At 34.8% G+C, this 24,008-nt stretch carries 14 protein-coding genes, 1 rRNA gene and 1 pseudogene; 8 read left to right on the forward strand and 8 right to left on the reverse strand.

Annotated elements, in window-relative coordinates:
• Positions 1-108: 108 nt before the first annotated feature.
• Complete coding sequence (locus ACN4EE_RS15400; RefSeq protein WP_431707349.1) at positions 109-552, reverse strand: tetratricopeptide repeat protein; 444 nt, start codon at positions 550-552, stop codon at positions 109-111.
• Between the two features lie 164 nt (positions 553-716).
• Between ACN4EE_RS15400 and rimI the strand changes: the two genes are divergently transcribed.
• Positions 717-1,178, forward strand: coding sequence for a ribosomal protein S18-alanine N-acetyltransferase (rimI, locus tag ACN4EE_RS15405; protein WP_431707350.1), 462 nt, complete (start codon positions 717-719; stop codon positions 1,176-1,178).
• On the opposite strand, the gene ACN4EE_RS15410 is transcribed toward rimI, so the two are convergent.
• Positions 1,161-3,773 (reverse strand): EAL domain-containing protein, encoded by a 2,613-nt coding sequence (locus tag ACN4EE_RS15410; RefSeq protein WP_431707351.1) that lies wholly within the window; start codon positions 3,771-3,773, stop codon positions 1,161-1,163. The genes rimI and ACN4EE_RS15410 overlap by 18 nt on opposite strands.
• Before the next feature lie 309 nt (positions 3,774-4,082).
• Between ACN4EE_RS15410 and ACN4EE_RS15415 the strand changes: the two genes are divergently transcribed.
• Positions 4,083-4,955: a DUF2887 domain-containing protein gene (locus tag ACN4EE_RS15415; RefSeq protein ID WP_431707352.1), complete on the forward strand. Its 873-nt coding sequence runs from the start codon at positions 4,083-4,085 to the stop codon at positions 4,953-4,955.
• A 71-nt stretch (positions 4,956-5,026) separates the two neighbouring features.
• Here ACN4EE_RS15415 and ACN4EE_RS15420 read toward each other — a convergent pair whose 3' ends face one another.
• Complete coding sequence (locus tag ACN4EE_RS15420; RefSeq protein ID WP_431707353.1) at positions 5,027-6,316, reverse strand: FAD-binding oxidoreductase; 1,290 nt, start codon at positions 6,314-6,316, stop codon at positions 5,027-5,029.
• A gap of 331 nt (positions 6,317-6,647) precedes the next feature.
• On the opposite strand from ACN4EE_RS15420, the gene ACN4EE_RS15425 reads away from it, so the two are divergent.
• From ACN4EE_RS15425 to ACN4EE_RS15435, 3 genes are all read left to right on the forward strand, one after another.
• On the forward strand, positions 6,648-7,472 hold the full coding sequence (locus ACN4EE_RS15425) for an acyl-CoA desaturase (RefSeq protein WP_431707354.1): 825 nt from the start codon (positions 6,648-6,650) through the stop codon (positions 7,470-7,472).
• Positions 7,473-7,711: 239 nt separating this feature from the next.
• A complete protein-coding gene (locus ACN4EE_RS15430) occupies positions 7,712-9,796 on the forward strand; it encodes an ATP-binding protein (protein WP_431707355.1) in 2,085 nt (694 codons plus the stop codon).
• A gap of 334 nt (positions 9,797-10,130) precedes the next feature.
• Entirely contained in the window at positions 10,131-11,240 is a 1,110-nt protein-coding gene (locus ACN4EE_RS15435) for an S-(hydroxymethyl)glutathione dehydrogenase/class III alcohol dehydrogenase (RefSeq protein ID WP_431707356.1), read from the forward strand.
• A gap of 241 nt (positions 11,241-11,481) precedes the next feature.
• Here the strand turns inward: ACN4EE_RS15435 and ACN4EE_RS15440 are convergent, their stop codons facing one another.
• Entirely contained in the window at positions 11,482-18,834 is a 7,353-nt protein-coding gene (locus tag ACN4EE_RS15440; RefSeq protein ID WP_431707357.1) for a PAS domain S-box protein, read from the reverse strand.
• Positions 18,835-19,024: 190 nt separating this feature from the next.
• A complete protein-coding gene (locus tag ACN4EE_RS15445) occupies positions 19,025-19,501 on the reverse strand; it encodes a Tic20 family protein (RefSeq protein ID WP_431707358.1) in 477 nt (158 codons plus the stop codon).
• Positions 19,502-19,607: 106 nt separating this feature from the next.
• Here ACN4EE_RS15445 and ACN4EE_RS15450 point away from each other — a divergent pair.
• Positions 19,608-19,787 (forward strand): annotated as a pseudogene (locus ACN4EE_RS15450) (RNA-guided endonuclease TnpB family protein); the annotation flags it as partial.
• Positions 19,788-19,926: 139 nt separating this feature from the next.
• On the opposite strand, the gene ACN4EE_RS15455 reads toward ACN4EE_RS15450, so the two are convergent.
• The 3 genes from ACN4EE_RS15455 to ACN4EE_RS15465 form a co-directional block, all read right to left on the reverse strand.
• Complete coding sequence (locus tag ACN4EE_RS15455) at positions 19,927-21,393, reverse strand: carotenoid oxygenase family protein (RefSeq protein ID WP_431707359.1); 1,467 nt, start codon at positions 21,391-21,393, stop codon at positions 19,927-19,929.
• A 97-nt stretch (positions 21,394-21,490) separates the two neighbouring features.
• Positions 21,491-22,357 (reverse strand): glutamate racemase, encoded by an 867-nt coding sequence (gene murI, locus ACN4EE_RS15460; RefSeq protein ID WP_431707360.1) that lies wholly within the window; start codon positions 22,355-22,357, stop codon positions 21,491-21,493.
• Between the two features lie 194 nt (positions 22,358-22,551).
• Entirely contained in the window at positions 22,552-23,043 is a 492-nt protein-coding gene (locus ACN4EE_RS15465) for a photosystem I reaction center subunit XI (protein ID WP_431707361.1), read from the reverse strand.
• A gap of 185 nt (positions 23,044-23,228) precedes the next feature.
• Here ACN4EE_RS15465 and ACN4EE_RS15470 point away from each other — a divergent pair, with 185 nt between their 5' ends.
• A complete protein-coding gene (locus ACN4EE_RS15470) occupies positions 23,229-23,345 on the forward strand; it encodes a photosystem I reaction center subunit VIII (protein ID WP_017295711.1) in 117 nt (38 codons plus the stop codon).
• 573 nt (positions 23,346-23,918) lie between these two features.
• A 16S ribosomal RNA gene (locus ACN4EE_RS15475) occupies positions 23,919-24,008 on the forward strand; the annotation flags it as partial.

Here is a 24,008-nt window from a genome sequence, read left to right on the forward strand (position 1 = left end):
AATAAATCTGGACGGCAATTCATCCCACACTGATTGTGTGGGTATTTCTTAACGAAAAATACAGTGTGGGGCTTCTTGCCGAAGAAAAGCTAAAACAGATTTTACTTTTTATTTTGCAACAGGTATATTAGAAGAATCCGAAGGGGGAGGGGTTTGAGTTTTCTCTGCTTCTAAACCTTGTTTTATAATCTTCAAAACGTCTTGATAGCGTTGATTAGTGGGTTGTAATGCCACTAACTTTTCCGTTAAGGGTAAAGCATCGGAAAGATTACCTAATTGTAAATTAATTTCCACCAACTTTTCTAGGGCAAAAACGTTATCAGGCTCTTTATCTAACACTAACTGATAACCCAGCATTTCTTTTTCTAACCTTGCCTCTGGCGACAATTCTTCTTGATTTTGGGTATTAGCAGGAGGCGTGGCAGGTGTCGTCATCATTTTTATTACTCCTGCTACCGAAAACCACACAAAAGCAGTACCTGAAAGAAGAACAAAACCTTTCTTGAAAATTTCTTTACCAGTAAGTTTTCGTTTTGGACTTGTGTTTGTCATAAAATCTTATATATTAAGGAAGCAAAGGGAAAATATAGGCAGATAGAAAGGTGGAATTTTTTAATTCTTAATTCTTAATTCTTAATTCTTAATTCTTAATTCTTAATTCTTAATTCTGATTTTCCTCGTCTTCCGACTTATTCAGCAAACCCTACTTAATTTATATGACTTTGGAAGTAATTAATATCAAAAATTTAACAGAAAAAGAACTGGATCAAGTATTAGAATTAGATGATCTTTGTTTTGGAGGTTTATGGAGTTTAGATGGTTATAAGAGGGAAATAGAAAGCCCTAATAGTTGCTTATTAATTCTGACGATCGATCTTAATAACAATGAAAAAGTGATTGGTTTAGGTTGTTTTTGGTCAATTCTTGAGGAAGCACATATTACCATTTTAGCTATTCATCCTGATTTTCAAGGGCAAGGTTTAGGTAAATTATTATTAGATAAATTGTTAACAGAAGCTCAAAATAAATCTTTAGAAAGGGCAACTTTAGAAGTAGGAGAAAATAATATCAAAGCCTTAAATTTATATCAAAAATTCGGATTTATTGAGGCTGGAAGACGCAAAAAATATTATAAAGCCACTGGTGAAGATGCTCTAATTTTATGGAAAAAATTTTAAAAAATTTGTGGCTAAAATGGCATCAACAGGAGGAGAAAATAAGTATCCTTGCCCTAATAGACATCCTTTATTTTTTAACCACTGTTTTTGTTTCTCGGTTTCTATGCCTTCGGCTACGGTATAAATACCAATGGATTCAGATAAGGAAATTATGGATTCGGCGATGACTTGATTACGACTATCTAAGTCTAAAATATTAACAAAACTTCGATCGATCTTCAACGCATCTACGGGCAGTTGATGTAAATAACTAAAACAAGAATAACCTGTACCGAAGTCATCAATACTAATGGCAATACCTTTATTTTTTATTTGATGGAGTAAGTCACTGGTGACGGCGATATTTTGAATTAACATACTCTCGGTGATTTCTAATCCTAAAGTATGGGGTAACAAAGGATAATGAGTCAATAATTCATCCAGTAAGATTAATAAAGATTCCTGTAACTGCTTAACGGAGAGGTTAACATTAACTTTGAGAGGCTTGTTAAAGGTTTCTTGCCATATTAATAATTGTTGACAAGCACTTTCTAACATCCATGTGCCAATGGGGATAATTAACCCTGTTTCTTCTGCTACATCAATGAAGGCGAGGGGAGATAATAAACCTTTTTCGGGATGTTGCCAACGAATTAAGGCTTCAAATCCTTGAATTTCTCTGCTCTCTAAGTTTACGATGGGTTGATAATAAATCTTAAATTGATTTTCTTCAATGGCAATACGCAAATCCCGTTCTAATTTTAATCTTTCAGTGGCTTTGAAATCCATAACAGGATCAAATATAGCATATTGTCCTTTTCCTGTTTTTTTAGCTCTATACATGGCTATATCGGCTTCTCGTAACAAATCTTGAGAGGAGTTGTGTTTTTCGTTTCCTAAAATAATGCCGATACTGGTATTGGTAAAGACTTCTCGACGGGATAATAAAAATGGCATTTGCAACCCTTTGAGAATTTGAGTGGCTAGGTTAATAGCGTTATCTATGGTTTCAATTTCTTGTAGTAAAATGACAAATTCATCTCCCCCTAATCTAGCTACTATGTCGTTATCTGATATATAGGTTTGTAGAAATTTTGCTACTTCGACTAATAATTCATCTCCTGCTAAATGCCCTAAACTGTCATTGACTATTTTAAAGTTATCTAAGTCAAAAAATAACACCGAAAAGTTATACTCAGAATCGCTTTTTTTTCTTTCTATGGCTAATTCGAGTTTTTCCATTATTTGAGTGCGATTTGCTAATCCTGTTAATTTGTCATGGAGGGTATCATATTTTAATTGTCTTTCCATGATCACTCGATCGGTTATATTAGTAATTGTGCCTACATAACCTTTGATGTTGTGATTTCGCTCGAACTCTGCAATACACTGCCCATAAACCCAGATAATGTCACCGTCTGGACGTTGAAAACGGTATTCTAATTCAAATTGTTTATTTTCTTCAATACATTTATCCCAATGTTGTAGTATTATTTCTCTGTCTTCTGAATATATGCCGTTAAGCCATCCTAATCCGATAATTTTTTGAGGGGGAAGCCCCATTAATTCACAACAATAATCATTAACATAAAGACATTGATGATCAAAATTAGTGCGAAAAATTCCCACGGGTACAGCAGATGCTAAACTAGAATAACGTTGTTGACTTTCTTGTAAATTATTTTCAATTTTTTTACGATGATTGATCTCTTTTTTTAAAAAATAATTCCAAAGTGCTAGAAAAATGATGACAAAAAATGGGCTATAAATAAGAGAGTTAATTAGAATCAATTTTATCTGTTGCCAACCAAATTTTGCTTTGGGTTCAAGCCATGTTTTTTGAGCTTGATAATAAACAGAATTAGAATCATTAATGAGTTCTTCTAACTGTTGATCGAAACTGGGTAATATAGATAAAGGATCACCTTTAGTGACGATAAAATGTAAACGACTAGGGTTAATTAAAATATTAGTTCGATCGATATTATAGTTATTAGCAAATTTTGTGCCAAAGAAATTATTAACAATTCCTGCATCAATTTCACCTTTTTCTAAGAGGGCAAAAATTTCTGGTAATTTGTCCACTTCAATCAATTCTGGATTAATACCAAAAGCCTTTATTTGTTCAAGTAAAATCTCTTTTTGAATACTAGATTTAAGAATACCAATTTTTTTTTCATCAAGATCAAGAATAGAGTTTAAATTTAAACCACGACGAGCATACACTTGTGACCAACTAGCCAATACTACTTCATTGTTGAAACTATAAAGTAATTCTCGATTATCTGAATGGGCAACATCTATCATTACATCAATTTGCCCCGTTTCCACTTTATTAAGACATTCTTGCCACTGACAAGGAATATAAGTTACTAACCAATTTTCAGCTTTAGCAATACCATCAACTAAGTCTATCCAAAAACCCGCCGGTTGATCATTCTTATCAATAAATACTTTTGGACTATTTTGATAAACTCCAACTCGAATCATCAATGGAGAAGATTTTTTTTCCCCAATAACCCTTGTTTGATAGCTAAAAAACAACAGTCCGATCGAACTTAACAATACACCATATTTTATAAACTTAACAACCCTATCACGATTGATGATTTTCATTGCTGTTGCAAATGGTATGAATAGAATAATTACTATGAATGATTGCTTCTATAGTCATCAGATATAAGAGGATTTTCCTTACATTGAGACTTCTCCAGTCATTAAAACTCTAAGGATAGAATACTATTTAAAAAACTCGATCGAACTCTAAAAAAGGTAACATAATTTCCAATTAAATATCATTTTAACAAAAAAGAAGATATGAATTGGGAAAGAAGTTTTGCAGAGGTAAACATCATTATCCACACAATCAATAATCTTAATCAGTAGGTTGGGTTAAGCGTAGCAACCCAACATTTAAGTAAAAAAATGAAAACAGATAAATTATTTTACCGAATATTTTTAAATCAATCAAGCCTTATCTCCGAATTAATCCCAGAAATACCAGATGGTTGTGAGTTTGATTATAAAGCTCCCGTCGTCAAAGAAAAAGAATTTCGTCTGGATGGATTATTAACACCCCTAGGGGATAATGAAAATATACCCCTCGTGTTTCTCGAAGCACAAATGCAGAATGATACTGAATTTTATAGTCGTTATTTTGGGGGAATCTTCGTTTATATTCATCAGTATAAAGTTAACAGAAATTGGCGAGGATTGTTAATTTTAAATCATCGAAATCAAGATTTAGGTAGTGAAAAACCCTATCAAGATTTACTTGATAATCGAGTACAAAGATTATTTTTATGTGATTTATTAAACCAAGAAAATTTAAGCCCGAATTTAGCCTTATTAAAATTAATAGTAACTCCCGAAAATCAAGCCGTATCGGAAGCAAATCGTATTTTAGAAAGTGCGCAAAATCAAGCACAATTCAACTTAAGATTAGATTTAATTGAGGCTATACTGGTAAATAAATTTCCTAAATTATCTATAGAGGAGATACAGAAAATGATTAACTTAAGAGAAGCCGACATCACACAAACTCGTTTTTATCAACAAGTATTCGCTCTTGGACGTACAGAGGGAATACAACTTGGACGCACTGAAGCAACACAAGAAGCCGAAGCAAACATGGTTATCCGCTTATTAAATCGTCGTTGTGGTAATCTCAATGATGATTTATTAGCAAAAGTTCGATCGATGTCCATTCCTCAGCTAGAATCATTAGGGGAAGCCTTACTGGATTTTGAGGGTATCTCCGACTTAGAAAATTGGTTAAATAATCCAGACAATCAATAATCTTAATCAGTAGGTTGGGTTAAGCGTAGCAACCCAACATTTTAGCTTCAAAAAATAAAACCCGATATAACTTATAATCGATCGATAAATACTCCACGAGGATCAAAATTGTGTTTAATCGTCTTCATCATTGGTAAACCATTACCAACATAACCCCAAGGCTCAATTTGTTCTTTAAAGGGGGCTTTTAATATGGTTAAAAATCCACTATTTTCTGTACAAAATTGCCGTACATTTAAGATTTGATGACTTTTTATATCATTCATAAAAGATAAAAAACCGATGCCTTGACTAACATTAATTAAGCCATTATTATCAAATTTATCTAATAAATTAAGAGCTTGACTTGGTAAAATTCCCACTTTACAAATAACATCTCCTTGATAGGTTTTTAATGGGAGGTTTTCCCAAAGATTTAATTCTTCTTGATTTTGATAAATTTTTGTGGATAAATCAAATTTTTCTGCTATATTTTGTACTTGGGAAGACTGTTGTTTAATACTTTCTGTGATACCTTGAAAACGAAAAATTAAGCCGAATCCTGTACCTAAATCATGGCTTTTAACTAAAGATTTTGAGCATAAATCCATGGCAGTAGGAGTTAATCCCGAAGCGCTGACGGTTTTTTGTAACTGATAAATAGACTCTTTTTCTCCTGTCACCATCACGGTTAAAGAGTTTTCTGGTAAAGGAAATAAACGAAATGTTGCCTCAGTAATGATTCCTAGATTACCATAAGAACCTGTAAAAAGTTTCATTAAGTCATAACCTGCTACATTTTTGACGACTCTCCCCCCTGCTTTGGCTTCTTTGCCATCACCTCTCATAAAAGAAATTCCTAGCAATAAATCCCTTACCCCCCCGTATCTTTGTCTCCAACTTCCAGTGTTTGCTGTGGCAATAATCCCTCCTATGGTGGCAGATTCAGGAAAACAAGGATCAATGGGTAAGAATTGATTTTGTAATCTTAAAAAATTCTGTAAATTTTTGAGCGTCATGCCTGATTCTACGGTAACGGTTAAATCTTCCACAGCATGATCAACGATTCGATCGAGCTTTTGAGTACTAACAAATATCTTAGCTTGAGGAGGTAATTTACCCCAAGAAATCTTGCTACCGTTACCGAGAGGAAAAATCGGATAAAGATGTTCGTCACAAACATTCAAAAACTGTGATAACATATCCTTGGTATTAGGAATAATCAGATAAGAAGGAATACCACTTTTTATTTTGAGTTGACTAATTCTATTTTTCCATGGTTCAATTTGCTCCCAAGGGAGAATTTCTAAAGGTTCATCATTTATATTACGGACTTTTTCTTGGATTTGGGTTAAGGAAGGAATCAAAAAATTTGTGTTCATTTTATAATCTGTTCGCTAAGTTTTTTTATAAATAATCTTTAAATTTTGTCCTTGAAAAATTGATCAAAGTTAATTAAAATAAGGCTTTGAGATTTGTACAAAAAATTATAATTATCAATCTCAATTTATAGTTTATAATTTAATGGGAATGATCTAACATGAGTCAATTAAAAAAAATAAACTTGGGTTGACTCGATCGATAATCCCTGTAATTTTGCGTCTGTTTTATGGGTTTTACCACAAGTTATAATATAAAAATTTAACAAAATTTTAACTTCACCAACAGTCCAAAATAGTAAAATAAAAACAAAATATAGTTCACATCTTAAAAATGACAGTTACAACTTCCGAAAAACCGCCTCTAGCATGGCATATTATTATTTACATGGCTACTATTCACCTAGTAGCTTTATTTGCGTTTTTACCTAGTAATTTTAGTTGGAAAGCAGTAGGAGTAACAGCTTTCTTATACTGGCTGACGGCTTGTATAGGCATAACCTTAGGCTATCACCGTTTCGTTTCTCATCGTAGCTTTGATGCACCAAAATGGGTAGAGTATGTTCTCGTTTTTTGTGGTGCATTAGCCTGTCAAGGAGGACCAATTTCTTGGGTAGGTTTACACCGTATTCATCATAAATATTCTGATCACGAAGGTGATCCCCATGATTCTAATAAAGGTTTTTGGTGGAGTCACATGGGTTGGATGTTCATTAAAAATCCTGCAAATCAACACGTTTCCAAATATACAAAAGATATTCAAAACGATCCTTTCTATCTTTTCTGTGAAAAATATTTTATTCCCATTCAAGTTGTTCTCGGTTTATTATTATTCTGGTGGGGTGGAGTTTCTTTAGTTGTCTGGGGTATTTTCCTCCGTTTAGTATTGGTATTCCATGTAACTTGGTTTGTTAACAGTGCTACCCATAAATTTGGTTATGTCAGTCACGAATCTAACGATCACTCTCGTAACTGTTGGTGGGTTGCCTTATTAACTTTTGGCGAAGGTTGGCACAACAATCACCATGCTTACCAATATTCTGCACGTCACGGTTTTCAGTGGTGGGAACTTGATTTAACATGGTTTACCATTAAATTTTTAGAATTTTTCGGTTTGGCAAAAAATATCAAACTAGCACCTGTTTTAAAAACTGATTAGCCTGTTTTTACTTGTCCAAATTGCAATACTCTTACAGGGAAAAAAGATTTGGAAGAAAGAATCCATAGTTGTCCTGAATATTTTTTATTGATTCTTGAAAATAACTACAACTATTCCCTCTTCCCTTTTCCCTCTCTCAATCAGTGAAGGAGGGGGTTTTAGCCCCCAAAATTTTGATAAAGCTAGTTAATTGGATAAATATCCATAAAATTAGTAACTATCTCATGATTGATATTTTTATGAAAAAAAAATTGCTTCGGGTTGAGCGTTTATTAAAAGGAGTGGCAGATGCGACAAATTATCTGTTAACGATGGCGGATTATTCTCAGGGTATTAATGAAGTATTGGCGACTCTCGGACAAGCTACAGAAGTCGATCGAATCTATATTTTTCATGTACATCCTCACCCCGAAAATCAACGCCCTGCCTGTAGTCAATTATGGGAATGGGTAGCCCAAGGAATTACCCCTCAAATAAATAACCCCGACTTACAAAATATTTTATTTGAAGATATGGTTCCTCGATGGTATAACACTCTTAAAGTCGGCGGTGTAATCGAGGGGAATGTGGGAGATTTTCCTGAAGAGGAAAAAAATCAACTTGAATTCCAAGGGATTATTTCAATATTAATTGTACCAATTTTAATTAAAGATAATTTTTGGGGATTAGTCGGTTTTGATGACTGCCACCAAGAACAAAATTGGAAAGAAATCGAAATTTCGACTCTGAGGGCGATCGCAGGTAGTATTGGAGGAATTATCGCTAGACATGAAGCAGAACAGCAATTACAACTTCTCAATCAGGATTTAGAAAGAAGAATCCAAATTAGAACACAAGAACTAATTCTTGCCAAAGAAGAAGCCGATAAAGCCAATCAGGCAAAAAGTGAATTTTTAGCGAATATGAGTCATGAATTGCGCACTCCTTTAAACGGTATTCTAGGTTATGCCCAAATTCTTAATCGTTCACCTTTTATACCCGAAAAAGAGCGTAATGGTATCGATATTATCTATCAATGCGGTAATCATTTATTAACTTTAATCAACGATATATTAGACTTAGCGAAAATAGAAGCCCAAAAATTCGAGTTAAATCCCACGGTTGTTCATCTTAGTTCGTTTTTAGAGGGCGTAGTTGATATGATCAAAGTGCGTTCTGATAAAAAGGGTATTGATTTCATCTATCATTATGATCCTAACCTTCCAGATGCGATCGTGACTGATGAAAAACGCTTACGACAAATTTTAATTAATTTACTCACTAATGCCATTAAATTCACTGATGAGGGTAATGTTACTTTAAATGTCAAAGCTGAGGGTATATTCCCCATTAAACTTGAACAATGTTCCATTTGTCAGCAACAGCTAGATTGCGATCGAGTTAAGTATAGTTTACAAAATAGTTACTATTGTCAAATTAAATTTGAGGTAGGAGATACGGGTATAGGTATCGCTGAAAAAGAATTACCACAAATATTTCAAGTCTTTGAACAAGTAGGGAAAGACAAAAATCGCTATACAGAAGGCACAGGATTAGGATTAGCTATTACGCAAAAAATTGCTCATTTAATGGATAGCACTATCAAAGTAAAAAGTACCCTAGGAAAGGGGAGTGATTTTTGGTTTCGGCTTAATTGCCCCATTTCTCAAAGTTGGAAAGAAGAATTATTGTTCAAAGATGAGGCTCAAATTATCGGTTATGAAGAAGATACAGTTACTATTTTAGTAGTGGATGATCGTTGGGAAAACCGTTCAGTTTTGGTTAATTTACTCGAACCCCTCGGCTTTATCCTCAAAGAAGCAGAAAACGGGGAGGAAGCCTTCAACATCCTTCAAAATAACAGCATTAATGTCATGATTACTGATATTATTATGCCAGTGATGAACGGTTATGATTTAATCAAAAAAGTCAAGAATGATTCCCAATTTCAAACATTAAAAATCATTGTTTCTTCGGCTTCAGTGTCCGATCGAGATCAACAAATCAGCCTTGAGATTGGGGGGGATGATTTTCTTCCTAAACCAGTGGATGCTAATAAATTATTAGAGTCATTAACTAAACATTTACATCTTACTTGGCAGTATAAGGAGATTAACACATCATTAACCCCAACGGCAACGGAAATGATTATTCCCCCTCAAGAGGATTTACAAAGCCTTTTAAGCATTACTCAAGATGGTTTAATCACAAAATTAGTCGAAACTGTGAAAACGATGAGCGATCGCAATTCTAGTTATCTTCCCTTTGTCAATAAAGTGTTAAGTTTAGCTAAAAGTTTTGAAATCGAGGAAATAGAATCTTTTATTCAAGAATGGTTAAGGTGACGTATTTAGGGGATGCTGAAAAAGTATTTTGATGAAGAGAGGGAAAAGGGAAAAGGGAAAAGGGAAGAGTGAATAAATGACAAAATCAAGGTTTTGAGGCTTTGTATTGGCGTATAATTACAAAGTTGTTTTAAATAAAATTTAGTAAAAAATGCTCATTTTTTGAGTAAAAATTGCGAAAACCGCGCACTTTTTGGTTAATGTATTATGCCTAAATCTGTAATTTTAATAGTCTTCTGAGTTATTTAGCAAACCCTATTTAACTTATATTTTTTTCTATTTTAAAATAATCAAAGCTATAGTATCCTTATTTTATTCTTTTTTATAGCCCAATATGAAAGTAAAAGCCGCCGTTGCCTTAGAAGCAGGAAAACCCCTCTCGATCGAAACCATTGATTTACAACCACCCCAAGCGGGGGAAGTCTTAGTCGAAATCAAAGCCACTGGAATTTGTCATACCGATGCCTATACTTTATCAGGAAAAGACCCCGAAGGTTTATTTCCTAGTATTTTAGGTCACGAAGGGTCTGGAGTGGTGGTAGAAGTAGGTAAGGGTGTAAAAAGCCTCAAAGTGGGAGATCATGTCATACCCTTATATGTGCCAGAATGTCGAGAGTGTGAATACTGTCTCAGTTTCAAAACCAATCTTTGTCAAGCCATCAGAGTTACTCAGGGTAAAGGGTTAATGCCCGATGGTAGTAGTCGTTTTTCCCTTGATGGTAAACCTTTATTTCATTATATGGGAACTTCCACTTTCGCTAATTATACCGTTGTGCCTGAAATTGCTTTAGCAAAAATTCGCCCTGATGTACCCTTTGACAAGGTTTGTTATATCGGTTGTGGTGTCACTACGGGAATAGGTGCTGTAATTAATACCGCTAAGGTGGAAGCAGGGGCAAATGTGATTGTGTTTGGCTTAGGCGGTATCGGTTTAAATGTTATCCAAGCCTGTCGCATGGTGGGTGCAGATATGATTATCGGTGTGGATATTAATCCTAGCAAACGATCGATCGGTGAAAAGTTTGGCATGACACATTTTGTTAATCCCCAAGAAGTAGAAGGGGATTTAGTACCCTATTTAGTGGATTTAACGAAAGGAGGAGCAGATTACACTTTTGAATGTATTGGAAATACTAAAGTTATGCGTCAAGCCTTAGAATCTTGTCATAAAGGTTGGGGAGTTTCCACCATTATCGGTGTGGCAGGAGCAGGGGAAGAAATCAGTACAAGACCTTTCCAATTAGTTACAGGTAGAGTTTGGAAGGGCAGTGCCTTTGGAGGGGCAAGAGGTAGAACTGATGTACCAAAAATTGTGGATTGGTACAAAGAAGGTAAGATCAATATTGATGATTTAATAACCCATGTGATGCCCTTAGAAGAAATTAACACCGCTTTTGATTTAATGCACAAGGGAGAATCTATCCGCAGTGTGGTGACATTTTGACAATGTTTAAGCAGGAGTTGCTGAAAAAGTCTTTTGATAAAGGTAGGTAATAGGTAATAAGTGAGTAAGGAATAAGGAATAAGAAGTAAAATTGCATTTTATTAGTTCAATTTTCATAAAAAATATCAAGATTTTTAATAGACATATCCATTAATTGCCAAAACAAGGGTTGAAACCCTTACTACAAACCAATAAAAAATCTTTTCTGGAGATGTCTAATTAACAAATTTTCCCTAATTCCCTAATTCCCTAATCCCCTCGTTAACAATTCTTGAATTTTAGCGACTAATTCTTTGAGTTTCAATGGCTTCGTTAAATATTCATTAGCACCTATTTGTAAACATTTTTCTCGATCGTTTTCCATAGCTAGGGCAGTTAGAGCAATAATAGGTATATCAACACATTCGGGATTTTGGCGTATCCTTTCAATGGCTTCTAAACCACTCATTTTGGGCATTTGAATATCCATTAAAATTATATCTGGTTTTTCCGATCGAGCTAGAACGATGGCATCTTCTCCATTTTCGGCGAGAATTAAACGATAACCTTTAGCTTTTAAATAACTGGAAATAGTACTAATATTCGCCTCGTTATCCTCTACCAGTAAAATTAAGGCTTCTTTAATGGGAGTTTGAGCTATATTCGCTGGTGTTGTTTCTTGGTTATTATCTGTTGATGGAATGGAAACAGAAGGGGTATAAGGTAAAGCAATAGTAAAACAACTTCCTACCCCTAGTTTGCTACTGAGAATCATATATCCTCCATGTAATTCAACAATTTTTTTAACTAAAGCTAACCCTAAGCCCGTGCCTGAATATTGACGATTTAAAGCAGTATCGACTTGCACAAAAGGCTCGAATAAAGTGTTAATTTTATTGGGGGGGATACCAATACCCGTATCGATAATGGAAATATAAATATAGTTGTGAGTGATATTTTCTGGATTTTCAAAAATTTGGGTAACAAAATTAGTTTTTTCAGGAGGAGGATTATTGTTAACTTTAATGGTGATATTGCCTCCTTCTGTGGTGAATTTAACCGCATTGTTGAGCAAATTAATTAATACTTGTCGGATTCTTCTTTCATCTATCGTCAGACAAGGTATATTGGACGGAAGCTCGGTTTTTAGTTGTATTCTCTTTTTCAAAGCTAGTTGTTTAACAAAGGTTAAACTAGATTCACAAAGACTATTTAATGAGACAGTATCTAACTGTAACTCTAGGTGTTCGGCTTCAATTTTGGCTAAATCGAGAATATCGTTGATTAATTCTAGTAAATGTGTTCCACTACGATCGATCGTTTTTAAGGCTTTCAGTTGTCTTTCGTTAATGTCACCAAATACCTCTTCGCATAAGCCTTCTGTCATCCCTAAAATGGCGTTAAGAGGTGTGCGCAATTCGTGGCTCATATTTGCCAAAAATTCGTCTTTGAGGCGATTAGCTCGGATTAAGTCTTGATTACTTTGGAATAATTGCTCTTCCGTTAATTTCTTCCGTCGATCGAGACGATAACCTTCGATTAAAATACTACAAGTCATCAAAAACGGTTGTAGATATTCGATCATAGATTGATCATAACCGCCGGGGGCGTTAGCAATACCGACAATACCGATTAAATTATCGCCACTGAAGAAAGGTAAGCCCAAAAAGGCATTTAAGGGAGGATGTCCGTCGGGAATACCACCACGGCGAGGATCGGTGCTAGGATTATTGGCAATGACTGCTTTTCCTGTCATAATCACCGCCCCAAACAGGGTATTCATATTGGTAAACTGCATACCTTTCTCATAATTTTCCTCGTACAATTTCTGGGTTTCTTCATTCCAAGCAATATTGGTGACGCTATGAGTTTGTAAATAAGGCACTCCCTTAATTTTTAAGAAGTTTTCTTCCATCACGGCACTACCGTCTTTTCTAAATAACACTTCACCGATAAAACCATATTCACTATCGGTTAATTCTAATAAGTCAGTAAGTAGTTGTTCAAAAATAGTTAAGCGATTCTCGGCGGTGATAAACTGAGATTCTGCCCGACTCATCGTAGAAAGTAAGTCATTATTTCTTTGAATGGTATTAATTAAAGCAGATTTTTCCCGTTCATATTCTTTTCTTTCGGTGATGTCTTGACAAATACATATCAGTAAACCATCTTTTGCTATGGTTAAAGATAAACCTTCTTCAAAAGTTGAGCCATCTTTTCTTTTTGCTTTTATTTCTCCATACCAAGAAGCCCCCTCTGTCATCAATTGAGGTAAAACCTCCCGTTCAACAATGTCTATTTCTTCGGGATAATAGAGGATACGCCAGTCTTTGCCAATTAATTCCCCTTGCTCATAACCGAACATTTCATGGTGAGATTTATTGGTATAAAGAAAATTGTCTCCTTGTAAAACAGCAATACCGTTAAGGGCGGCTTCCATGGCGGCTAGTTGTCGATTAATGTGTTCTTCATTTTTTCTTCTTTCGGTGATGTCTCTAGCGGCGGCATAGATGTAATTATCTGTGGGAGCGCTACGCCATTCTAACCATCGATAACTACCATCAGCACAACGGTAACGATTGATAAAGGAAGAAACTCCTTGCCCTAGTTTCATGTGATTAATGGCTTCTAAGGTAGCTGGTAAATCGTCAGGGTGAACATAGTCTAAAAATCTTGAGCCTTCTAGTTGGTTAAGGGGATAACCTAAAACTTTTTCCCATTCGGTGTTAACTCTTAAAAAATAACCTTCCACGTTAGCAATACAGAGTAAGTCAATGGCGAGGGAGAAAAATCGATCGAGCTCCTTGGTTTTGTTCTTTAATAGTAATTGGGCTTGTTTGCGTTCATTAATATTTGCCACATAACCGACAATTTCCGTAGGATTACCGTCCGCATCACGCCACAGCATCATCTCATCTTGTAACCAAATATATTTATTATCCCCTGTCAAAAAGCGGTATTCAGTACGACAATGGTTACTGGTAAAAAGTTCTTCTACTATTTCTTTTCTGACAATTTCATAATCTTCGGGATGGATAAACTCACTCCATTTATACAAATGGGATAAAAAGTCGGCTGAGTCATAGTTGACAATGGTTTTTACATTTTGACTAATAAATTTGAGAGGATTGTTAAGGAGATTAGCTTCACAACTATAAATGATTGCAGGGCTAGATGATAATACAAATTCTAACCGTTCTTTTAAGACTATATTTTCTTTTTCTTTGGCTTTTCTTTCCGTAATGTCTTGAATAACTCCAAGAACAAATGTAATATTACTATTAGCATCCTTATTGAGAATAGATGTGGAAATTGTCACCGTGCGCTTAGTGCCATGTTTAGTGTAAATTTCCCATTCTTCAGCCACCATATTATCTCCTTGACGCATTCTTTGCATTCTGGCTATGGCTTGAGCCTGAATTTCCGGATTTGGATATAAACTTTGATACCATCCTAATTGGTTGATTTCTTCAAGGGTATAACCCGTAATTATCTCCATTTTGGGATTCCACAAGGTAAAACGGACAAAAGGATGTTCATTAATGTCGTAACAAACACATAAACCGTCTCCCATTTGTTCGAGAATTTGTTGTCTGAAGGCATTTTCTTTTTGGATTCTGATTTCTCCCAGTTTTCGGGCAGTAATATCAAAGCGAATGGCTAAATATTGAAATGGTTTACCTTGTTGATCTAAAAAGGGTACGATCGTACTTTCTACCCAGTAAAAATGACCTGATTTATTGCGATTACAAATTTCTCCTCGCCAAATTTCCCCTTTGTTGATGGTTTCCCAAAGATTTTTAAAGAAACTGCGAGAATGATAACCAGAGTTAATTATCTTATGGGTATTGCCGATTAATTCTTGTTTACTATAACCTGAAACTTTGATAAATCGATCGTTTCCGTAAGTAATAACTCCATTAGCATCAGTCATAACGACAATGGCGGATTGATCTAACCCTTGTTTAAAGGCGGATAATTCTTGTAATAATTTTTGTTTTTCTATTTCATTCCGTCTTTTCTGAGTAACATCATAAAAAATACCCACTAAACCAACAATTTCCCCTTGATTATTTTTGAGGGGGGTTTTATTGGTTTCTGCCCACATCACCTCGCCATTAGGTAAAGTAAAAGTTTGTTCTATGGATAGTTTAGGTTGTCCAGAAGTGATGACTTCGAGATCATCCTGATGACATTTAGCTAATTCTTCCGCAGTAAAAGAGAAATTGATTTCACTGGGATTACTAATATCAATGGTATCGGAAATATTCATTAAACGAGCTAGGGTACGATTACAACCGAGAAGATTAGATTCTCGATCTTTCCACACCACACATACGGGTAAAGTATCTAAAAGGGTTTGTAAAAAATGTTGGGATTGTTCTAATTTACGTTCTGTGTCTTTACGATCGCTTATATCCATAATCACACAAACAGATGTATCATCTTCTATCATTAACGCCACCCCAATTAAAACTGAAACTAAATGCCCGTCTTTATGATAATAGGCTTTTTCCCAAGGTTCGATCGTACGATGAATTTTCAGATATTCGATCACTGATATGTCTGTGTGATGATATTCAGGAGGTGTCATGGTTGCCCAATTAAGCATTCCAGATTCTAATTCCGCTCTGGTGTAGCCCAACATCTCCAAAAATCGATCGTTGGCTTCCGTAATTTTGCCTGTAAAATCGGTAAACATAAAACCGACAACGTTAGACTCAAAAATACGGCGAAAACGTAATTCACTATCTCTTAAGGCTTTTTCCGCTTGTTGACGATAGATTCTGGCTTCTTCTTCTTTAGTAATATCTTTACCAATACCTAAAAAACCAATAATTTCTTCTTCTTCATTTTTTAAAGGATTAATCACCATCAAGATGGGAAAACGAGTTCCATCTTTTCTAATATTGTTAATGGTAAATTCATTCACCATACCTAACCGTGATTTGATGATAAAAGCGGTAATATCTTGGGGAATTTCCTGCCCTAACTCTTGAGATAATTGCACAGCAAGGGCTTGGACTTCTTGTAAATCCACAAATAGTAAAGGAGTCGCTTTTCCGACAACTTCTTCGGCGCAATAACCCAACATTTTTTCCGCCCCAAGGTTAAAAGTTTGAATATAACCATTACAGTCAGTGGAAATAATGGAATAGTCGGTACTATCAAGAATCATTGTTTGTAGATGATTGATTCTCCATAGTTCATGGGTACGCTGGGCTACTTTAATTTCTAATTCATGATTTAATTGTGCTAGTTTTAATTCAGCTTGTTTTAATTTGGTTATATCTTGAACTGTACCCCTAGAAATAAAAGGCGCACCATTATCATCGTACTCTGTTTCACATTGTTCTTGTACATATTTTATCGTACCATCAGGAGTAATTATGCGATGACAAACGTTATATTCTGTCTGATTCTTGATATGATCATTATAGTTTTCATTGATAAAGGCTCGATCGTCAGGGTGTACCAAATCTAAAAATCGATCGTAAGATACTGTAAACTCAGAAGGGTTCACTCCACAGATAGAATAACACTGTTTTGACCAATAAAGAGTATCTTTCGGGTGATTATATTCCCAATGTCCTAATTTTGCTATTCTTTGCGCTTCTTTCAAGCGGAAGGTAGTTATTTCTATTTGTTGCTGAGATTTAATTAATTCTATCTCGTTTAATTTACCCTCTGTTATATCTTCGGCAATACCACAAACTCTCTTACTGTTGACACTTGAACTTTTTACGGGAAAATTGCGATCCAAAATCCAGCGAATTTCACCATCTGGGCGAACAATACGATATTCTATGGTAGTTTGTTCTCCTAATTTTTGACTTTCATAGGCTTGAGCCACAAGGTTTTGATCTTCGGGATGAACACTTTCTATGTACGATCGAGCATTCTCATATAAACTCTGACAGGATTTTCCCCAAATATTTTCATAAGTTGGACTAATATACAGTATTTGCACTTTTTCTAAGTCTGTTAAGTAAAAAACTTGATCAATATTTTCGGCTAACTGACGAAAACGACTTTCACTCTCTTTAAGAGATTCTTCGGCTTTTTGTCTTTCTTCTAACTCATTTTCTAGTTTGTGATAGTTGATAGATTGTTGAATGGCGATAGCTAAATTGATGGCTATTTCTTGAAACAGAGTAATATCTTCCTCCTGCCATTGTCGAAAATCTTGACATTGATGCCCAATTAAAAGTCCCCATAATTCATTTTGTAAGCGAATCGGTACAATTAAATTAGCTTTGATCTGATATTGTTCGACAAATTCTATATAACAATCAGGATAATCCCCCGTGTAAATATTATCAATGGCGATAGCTTCATCGATGTTGTATTTTACTTTACTAGCTACATATTCTTGAAAACAGGTATCTTCAACTTTATTTCCTTTTGCTTTATCGAACTTTTCATTCACGGATTCGGCAACGATGACACCACTCCAATCTGGTTGAAACTGATATACTAAGACTCGATCGCACCCAGAAAAAGCTCGTAATTCTTCCACGCAAGTATTTAAAATATCCTCAAGATGTAGAGAAACTCGAATGCGATTGGTGATTTCAGCGATTAATTTTTCTCTTTTGGCTTTATTTTCTAATTCTTTGGTTCTTTGTTTAACAATTTCCTCTAATTCTCGATTACGGTTATATAAAAGGGCATATTTTTCTATTTCTAATTGCTTCACCCTTTCTTCTAACATGGTTGCCATGCTATAAATTTCCACAGGATTAAGGGCTTTTAAAATATTAGTTTGAGTAACGATACCGACAATGTCCCCTTTTTCTCCTGTAACTAATAGACGACGAATAAAATGTTTTTCCATCATCAGTTGAACTGTCAACAAAGATTCATCTAAGGCTACGGTTATCGGGGGATAACTCATGACATCTCCTGCTTGATAGTTATCAAAATTCAGGTATAGTGCTTGAAATTGGACTAAATCTCGCTCACTGACAATACCAACGGGTAATTCTTGAATTTGCCCTTCTGTCTCCCTTTTTCCTGTAATAACAACACAACTTACTCGATGATGAGTCATTTTTTGAGCAATTTCCATCAAAGATACTTTTTCATCGGCACAGATAACCTGATGAATCATTACTTCTTTGACTTGTCGTAACTTTAATAAGTCAATGGGGCGAGATAATTGTCTTAAACTTTCATGGGTAATTAAGCCAATAAGTCGATCGTCATCATCTAAAATGGGAAGGTGACGAATGTTATGTTGAGAAAGTAAATTAATTACTACAAATATATCAGTAAATTGACTTTTTCTAAAAATGATGACGGGAGAAATCATAACTTCCCCTACGGTGATATGATCCAGTGATGGATTGTCGATGCTTAAACGAACAATATCCCTCTCCGTTAAAATACCAATTACTTTTTCATCTTCAACTACAATCACACAACTCGATCGAGCTTCCGTTTCTATAGATTTTTTATTCCTATCTTGATCATAGGCTGTATCACAAGAAGAACGAATACCACTCATTTGTGCGATCGCCTCTCTGACAGTAGCTTGAGGTGATACCGTGAGGGGATGAAGAATAATGCCTTGTTGTAGTTCTTCGATCGTTAGGGGAGTGTAATTTAACATAAGTTTTCATCTCATAAATCAACTGGGGAGGGGAGAATAAGTATTAAAGCAAAATAGATTGTATATTTTAAAATTAATGGAAATAACCCATAATCTTTGTTGCCTATGCCCCGATGCTTTTTGCCTTTCACAAAGTAAACATACAATTAATTTTACCTATCTACTTATATTTTTATTTTATTTACTTAGCCTACCAAGGAACTTGTCCTGATGCAGCCTCAGAAATTAGGGGAATTTCGGGATATTTTCCCGATAATGATTGAAACATTCCATAAATACAACCGATTAACACCGCTAGAAAAATGGTATTGTAAATTGTTTCTGTTAATAAACCAACCCCTAAACCACCTAATAAAACATTCATGACTAAACTAATTAAAATCAATAAGATTTCCATAAGAATAGATTGCATGGTGTTGAAGCGAATAAAGTGACTAATACGGGAATTTCGCACCACTGCTGAATATAAAATTATAAATAGGATAAAACGACCAAAGGGAATACTATTAATTAAAATTAAAGGAGTAAGGGGAATCGCTAATAAGTTTAAAATCGGAAATTGTGCTATCAAAAAACCTCCAAATTGGAAACCAGAATAAAGGGGAAATAGGTAAACTAACGCCCCAAAAATTTTGTCTTTAATATCGGTAGTATTGCGCCAACTCATAAATTTAGTTTGGTAAAAGTTCACTTCTTTCATATTAACATTGAATGAAAGACATATACGTTATGGATATTTTTCTGTGATATTTACAGTATCTGCAAGTAATCAAAAGAAAGCTAAGGAAGAAGAAACGGCTTGGTTAGGAGACTGTTATTCGCAAGTATTGCAATCTGCGACTCTCAATCTAACTAAGGCATTTAGGAACTTTTTTAAGGGTAGAGCAAAATATCCTAGATTCAAGTCTTATCATGGCAAACAGTCTTGTCAGTATCCTCAAAGTTGCAAAATTTTTATTAGTTTGTTTTAAGCCCTTTAGCCATTCATTTATTTTGCATCAGCACTTAATCGCTTTAGCAGATGCTTCGACTACGATTAGCACAAGTTTGAGGTTACGGTATCATTAACCCAACCTACAAATTTCGACAAATTTATTTCGCACTATGAAAACTACCATGCAATCCATAAGGAATATGTTGCTTTAAATGCAATGTTGCTACAGGTTGACTAATATCCTTACCATCAAAGATAACCAAATCTGAACGGTGATGACGAGAATCATAAACTAACATTAATACCCAACCATCATCTTCCCCAGAAGCATTATTTTTAGGTACAAATACTGGTTCACTTACAAAACCTTTGGGAGCAAAAGAATATAATTGTTCTTGTTTAGTTTCTAAATCTAATTTTAATAATGCTTGTAAAGGTGCATTTTTGGTAGGATGATCCGTAGCACCAATAAAAATATAACGATAATCTCTACCTACATTGTCAGGGTGAATAGAGGGAAATTCCACACAACGCTGATTGATTAATTCTTTGGTTACTTTTTGGGTTGCCAAATTTAGCTTAAAACGCCATAATTGCCCCGGTGCAAGTTTATCAAAGTCCACCTCTTTATAACTATTATCAGGATCAATTTGACTTAATTGCTCATAACAAATAGAATCCACAACGATTTCTTCCCTATTTATCTCAAAGGCGTTGCTATGATGAAAAATAAACCCTGCCGATGCTTCGAGGGTAATAACTTTTTCGTGAGGTGTATTGCGAGGAATTAAAATAATTTTCGTTGGTTTGCTATTATCAAAATCAAGACATTCTCCTGCACCTCTCAATCCAAAAATAAAAGGTAAAGGGTTATAGGTAGTGGGATTTTGAAACAAAATGCAGTAGTTAGGGGTAATCACAAAATCATGGATGAAGCAAAACCCCTTCGTTTCATGGCTATATTTTTGAATAATTTTGCCTAATTCGTCAAATTCATAAATGGTAATAGTACTAGAAACTCCCTGTTTAATGCCAAAATTGACTAAAGATGGTTTACCATGATTAAATTGAGAGGTTCGATCGATCCGAGGATGAGCGCTAAATACATCCCCTTTTTGTAAAACACCATCTAAGTCATCCAAGCCAATAGTTGCCAAATTTTCAGGATTGAGACGATAAGGATGTGCCGCCTCCCATAAAGCTAATAATTTATCACCCCAATAGAGAACATTAGTATTAGCAATATTTTTAATACGCATATCGAATAAATTTGCTAACCAACCCCCCGGTTTTTGGCTACCAAACACCCCCCGATAAAGCATTTTTCCAGCTTTTTGTTCTTCCAAATATTCCTTTGTTTGCACAAAGCGATTACGAAAAAAACAACTACCATTATCAAAAGTAAAAGCACAAATCATCCCATCACCATCAAAAGGATGTTGTAAAGGAGTACCATGAACATCTAACAATCCGGGTCCATTGCGGTATAATGTGCCTGATAAATCTAAGGGAATTTCTCCTTCTATGTCATCAATCAAATATTCTCTTTCTTGATATTGAGATTCATAACCTTGTCGCCAATCTGATAGAGAGTATGATAGAGAAGGTTTTTCTAGCTGTTGCATGGTATTTACTTAACATAACTTAACATTTATCCTTTTCTCATCATAACCCATCGCCTCAATGTAGGGTGGGCATTGCCCACCAACTACCAATAATGATTTAAACCATTACACTTTCTGCATATAAATAATTGTCTAAAGAGGTTAATTGTTTTGTTACAGGAGTAATAGAAGGTAAATAAATTTTTTCCACGGTGGGGGTAAATCCTAACCACTGTTTAGAAATTTTAGCAAAATCTTCTGGTTCACCACTAACACAAAAACGAGTCGGTAAAACTATATCATGATTCCTTAAATTCATTAACTCCAACTCTTTTTCCATAGCTTTGACTACATAATCCGCAGGATCAATTAAATTAACAGAGGATGGTAGAATTTCTCTTAACAAGCCCTGTAAATGGGGGTAATGGGTACAGCCATAGATAAGACTATCAATATCATTCCTAATTAAAGAGGATAAATAATCCTCTGCTACTTTCTTGGTATAAGGATCATATATCCTATTTTGTTCGATCAATGGTACAAATTCAGGACATCCCACCTGCCAAACATCCACTTGAGGATTAATTTCTTTGATAGCATTACGATAAGCGTTACTTTTAGCCGTAGCGACAGTGGAAATAACTCCTATCCTTTTACCCTTTTTAACCGCACCTTTCGCACCAGAGTGAATTAAGCCCAAAATAGGAAAATTATATTCTGATTGCACTTCTTCTAACGCTAAAGCAGAACTGGTATTACAAGCCATGATTACCATTTTGACTTGTTCATTTGCCATCCAATCAAGAATTTCTCTTACAAATAAAATTATCTCAGTTTTGGAACGAGTACCATAAGGAAGACGTTGAGTATCGGCAAAATAGAGGATAGATTCTTGTGGTAAGTGACGATAAAGTTTACGGAGTACCGTTAACCCCCCCACTCCACTATCAAAAACACCTATTCTATTACCCAAACTATGTTTCATATAATTATCATGATTGCGATTAAAATTATCTTAATTTAAGCAAAAGTACTTAGAAAAGTAAATAGAATGCTCAAAAAACTATTTTTCACTTTAGTTTAAGATAGAATTTATCGATCGAAACAGATAATATCAAAAAAGAAAAAGGTGAGCATAGCCCACCCTTTATCATATTATTAATGATTATTTATTATTGACTATGATGACCAAACACCACTAGCAACATCAATTAAAGGTTTTAAGTGGGGAGTTTCACATAAGAAGAATGCAAAAAAAGCACCGCCACAAGCACCCAATAAGAAACCACCTGCAAACTCACTCCAACCCTCTTTAGTCGCCAAATCCATAGGCACATTAGGAGTTGTTAAAGTTTCGGTAGGTTTGCTTACTCCCACAGCACCATAAATAGATAAACAAATGGTGAGGATAGAAACTAAACCAATAGTTGCCAATAAACCAGCAGTAGGTCCATAATCAGTTAAACGAAGAGGACCCAACACTGCAAAAGGTCCATATAATAAGTAACCATGAGCCATGCCAATTTCTAACCCACGACGATTAGCTGACAAACCTTGACGGTAAGCAGGAAGGGCATTAATAAAGGCTTTAGTAAAAGCTGATCCATTTACGGGAGTAGAGAGATTTCCTACTTGAGGATCGTTACCGCAATTAACTACATCAATACTCATTGCTTTTTATGTAATCTCCTTAAAGTTTTTATCAAAAGTTGACTATTTTTAGGTTACTTTAACTCGATCGAGGTCTAATGATGATTTTTTGTTAAGAATCTTTATATTTGATCCTTTTTAAGCTAACTTCACAGTATTATCCATTTTAGTTAACTTTAAATTTTAGTATAAGGAACATATCAACCATGATTGGAGATTTTGCAGCCGCTTTTTTACCTAGTATTTTAGTTCCTGCTGTTGGCTTAGTTATGCCCGCAGTAGTTATGGGATTATTGTTTTTACAAATCGAAAGTGAAGCGTAATTTTACTATTCACCCCTAACAATCCAGAAGGAGACAGACTATAGAATTTATCTATATTAACTGTCTTCTTTTTTTCTTGCCCACCAAAAAACATTAAATTAGTAGGTTGGGTTAGCGTTAGCGTAACCCAACAAAACCATCATTAACTTATAGCCCATTAAACTAAAGTTGGATTAGAGATGCAAACAAAAACCCAGAAACATCACTCAAAATAATAATTAGTTATAACTCATAAACTCCTCAGACAAAAAAGTGAACTTTCTTAAACTCTTAAAACTCTTATTTATCATAGGATTCAGGTTCACAAAAACAAAAAGTTTAAAAAAAGTTAGTCAAAAAAGTTGCACATTTTAAAAACATTAGTTATATTAGTAAATGTGCGATTGAGGGCAAACGCCTCGTCTAACACCACGAACCTAGACAATTCAATAGTTTAAAAGCCATTTTCAAGTATAACATACACCCTTGTTAAAGAACTTTAATTAACAAAACAAGTATTAAATTACTAAAAAAACAAAGAGCAATCAAAAAGCTCGTTATAGAAAACTGAGTAACTGAGGTGAAAGGGAATCTACAATGGAGAGTTTGATCCTGGCTCAGGATGAACGCTGGCGGTATGCTTAACACATGCAAGTCGAACGGACTCTTCGGAGTTAGTGGCGG

The sequence above is a fragment of the Geminocystis sp. CENA526 genome, assembly GCF_050753365.1.
Classification (GTDB): domain Bacteria; phylum Cyanobacteriota; class Cyanobacteriia; order Cyanobacteriales; family Cyanobacteriaceae; genus Geminocystis.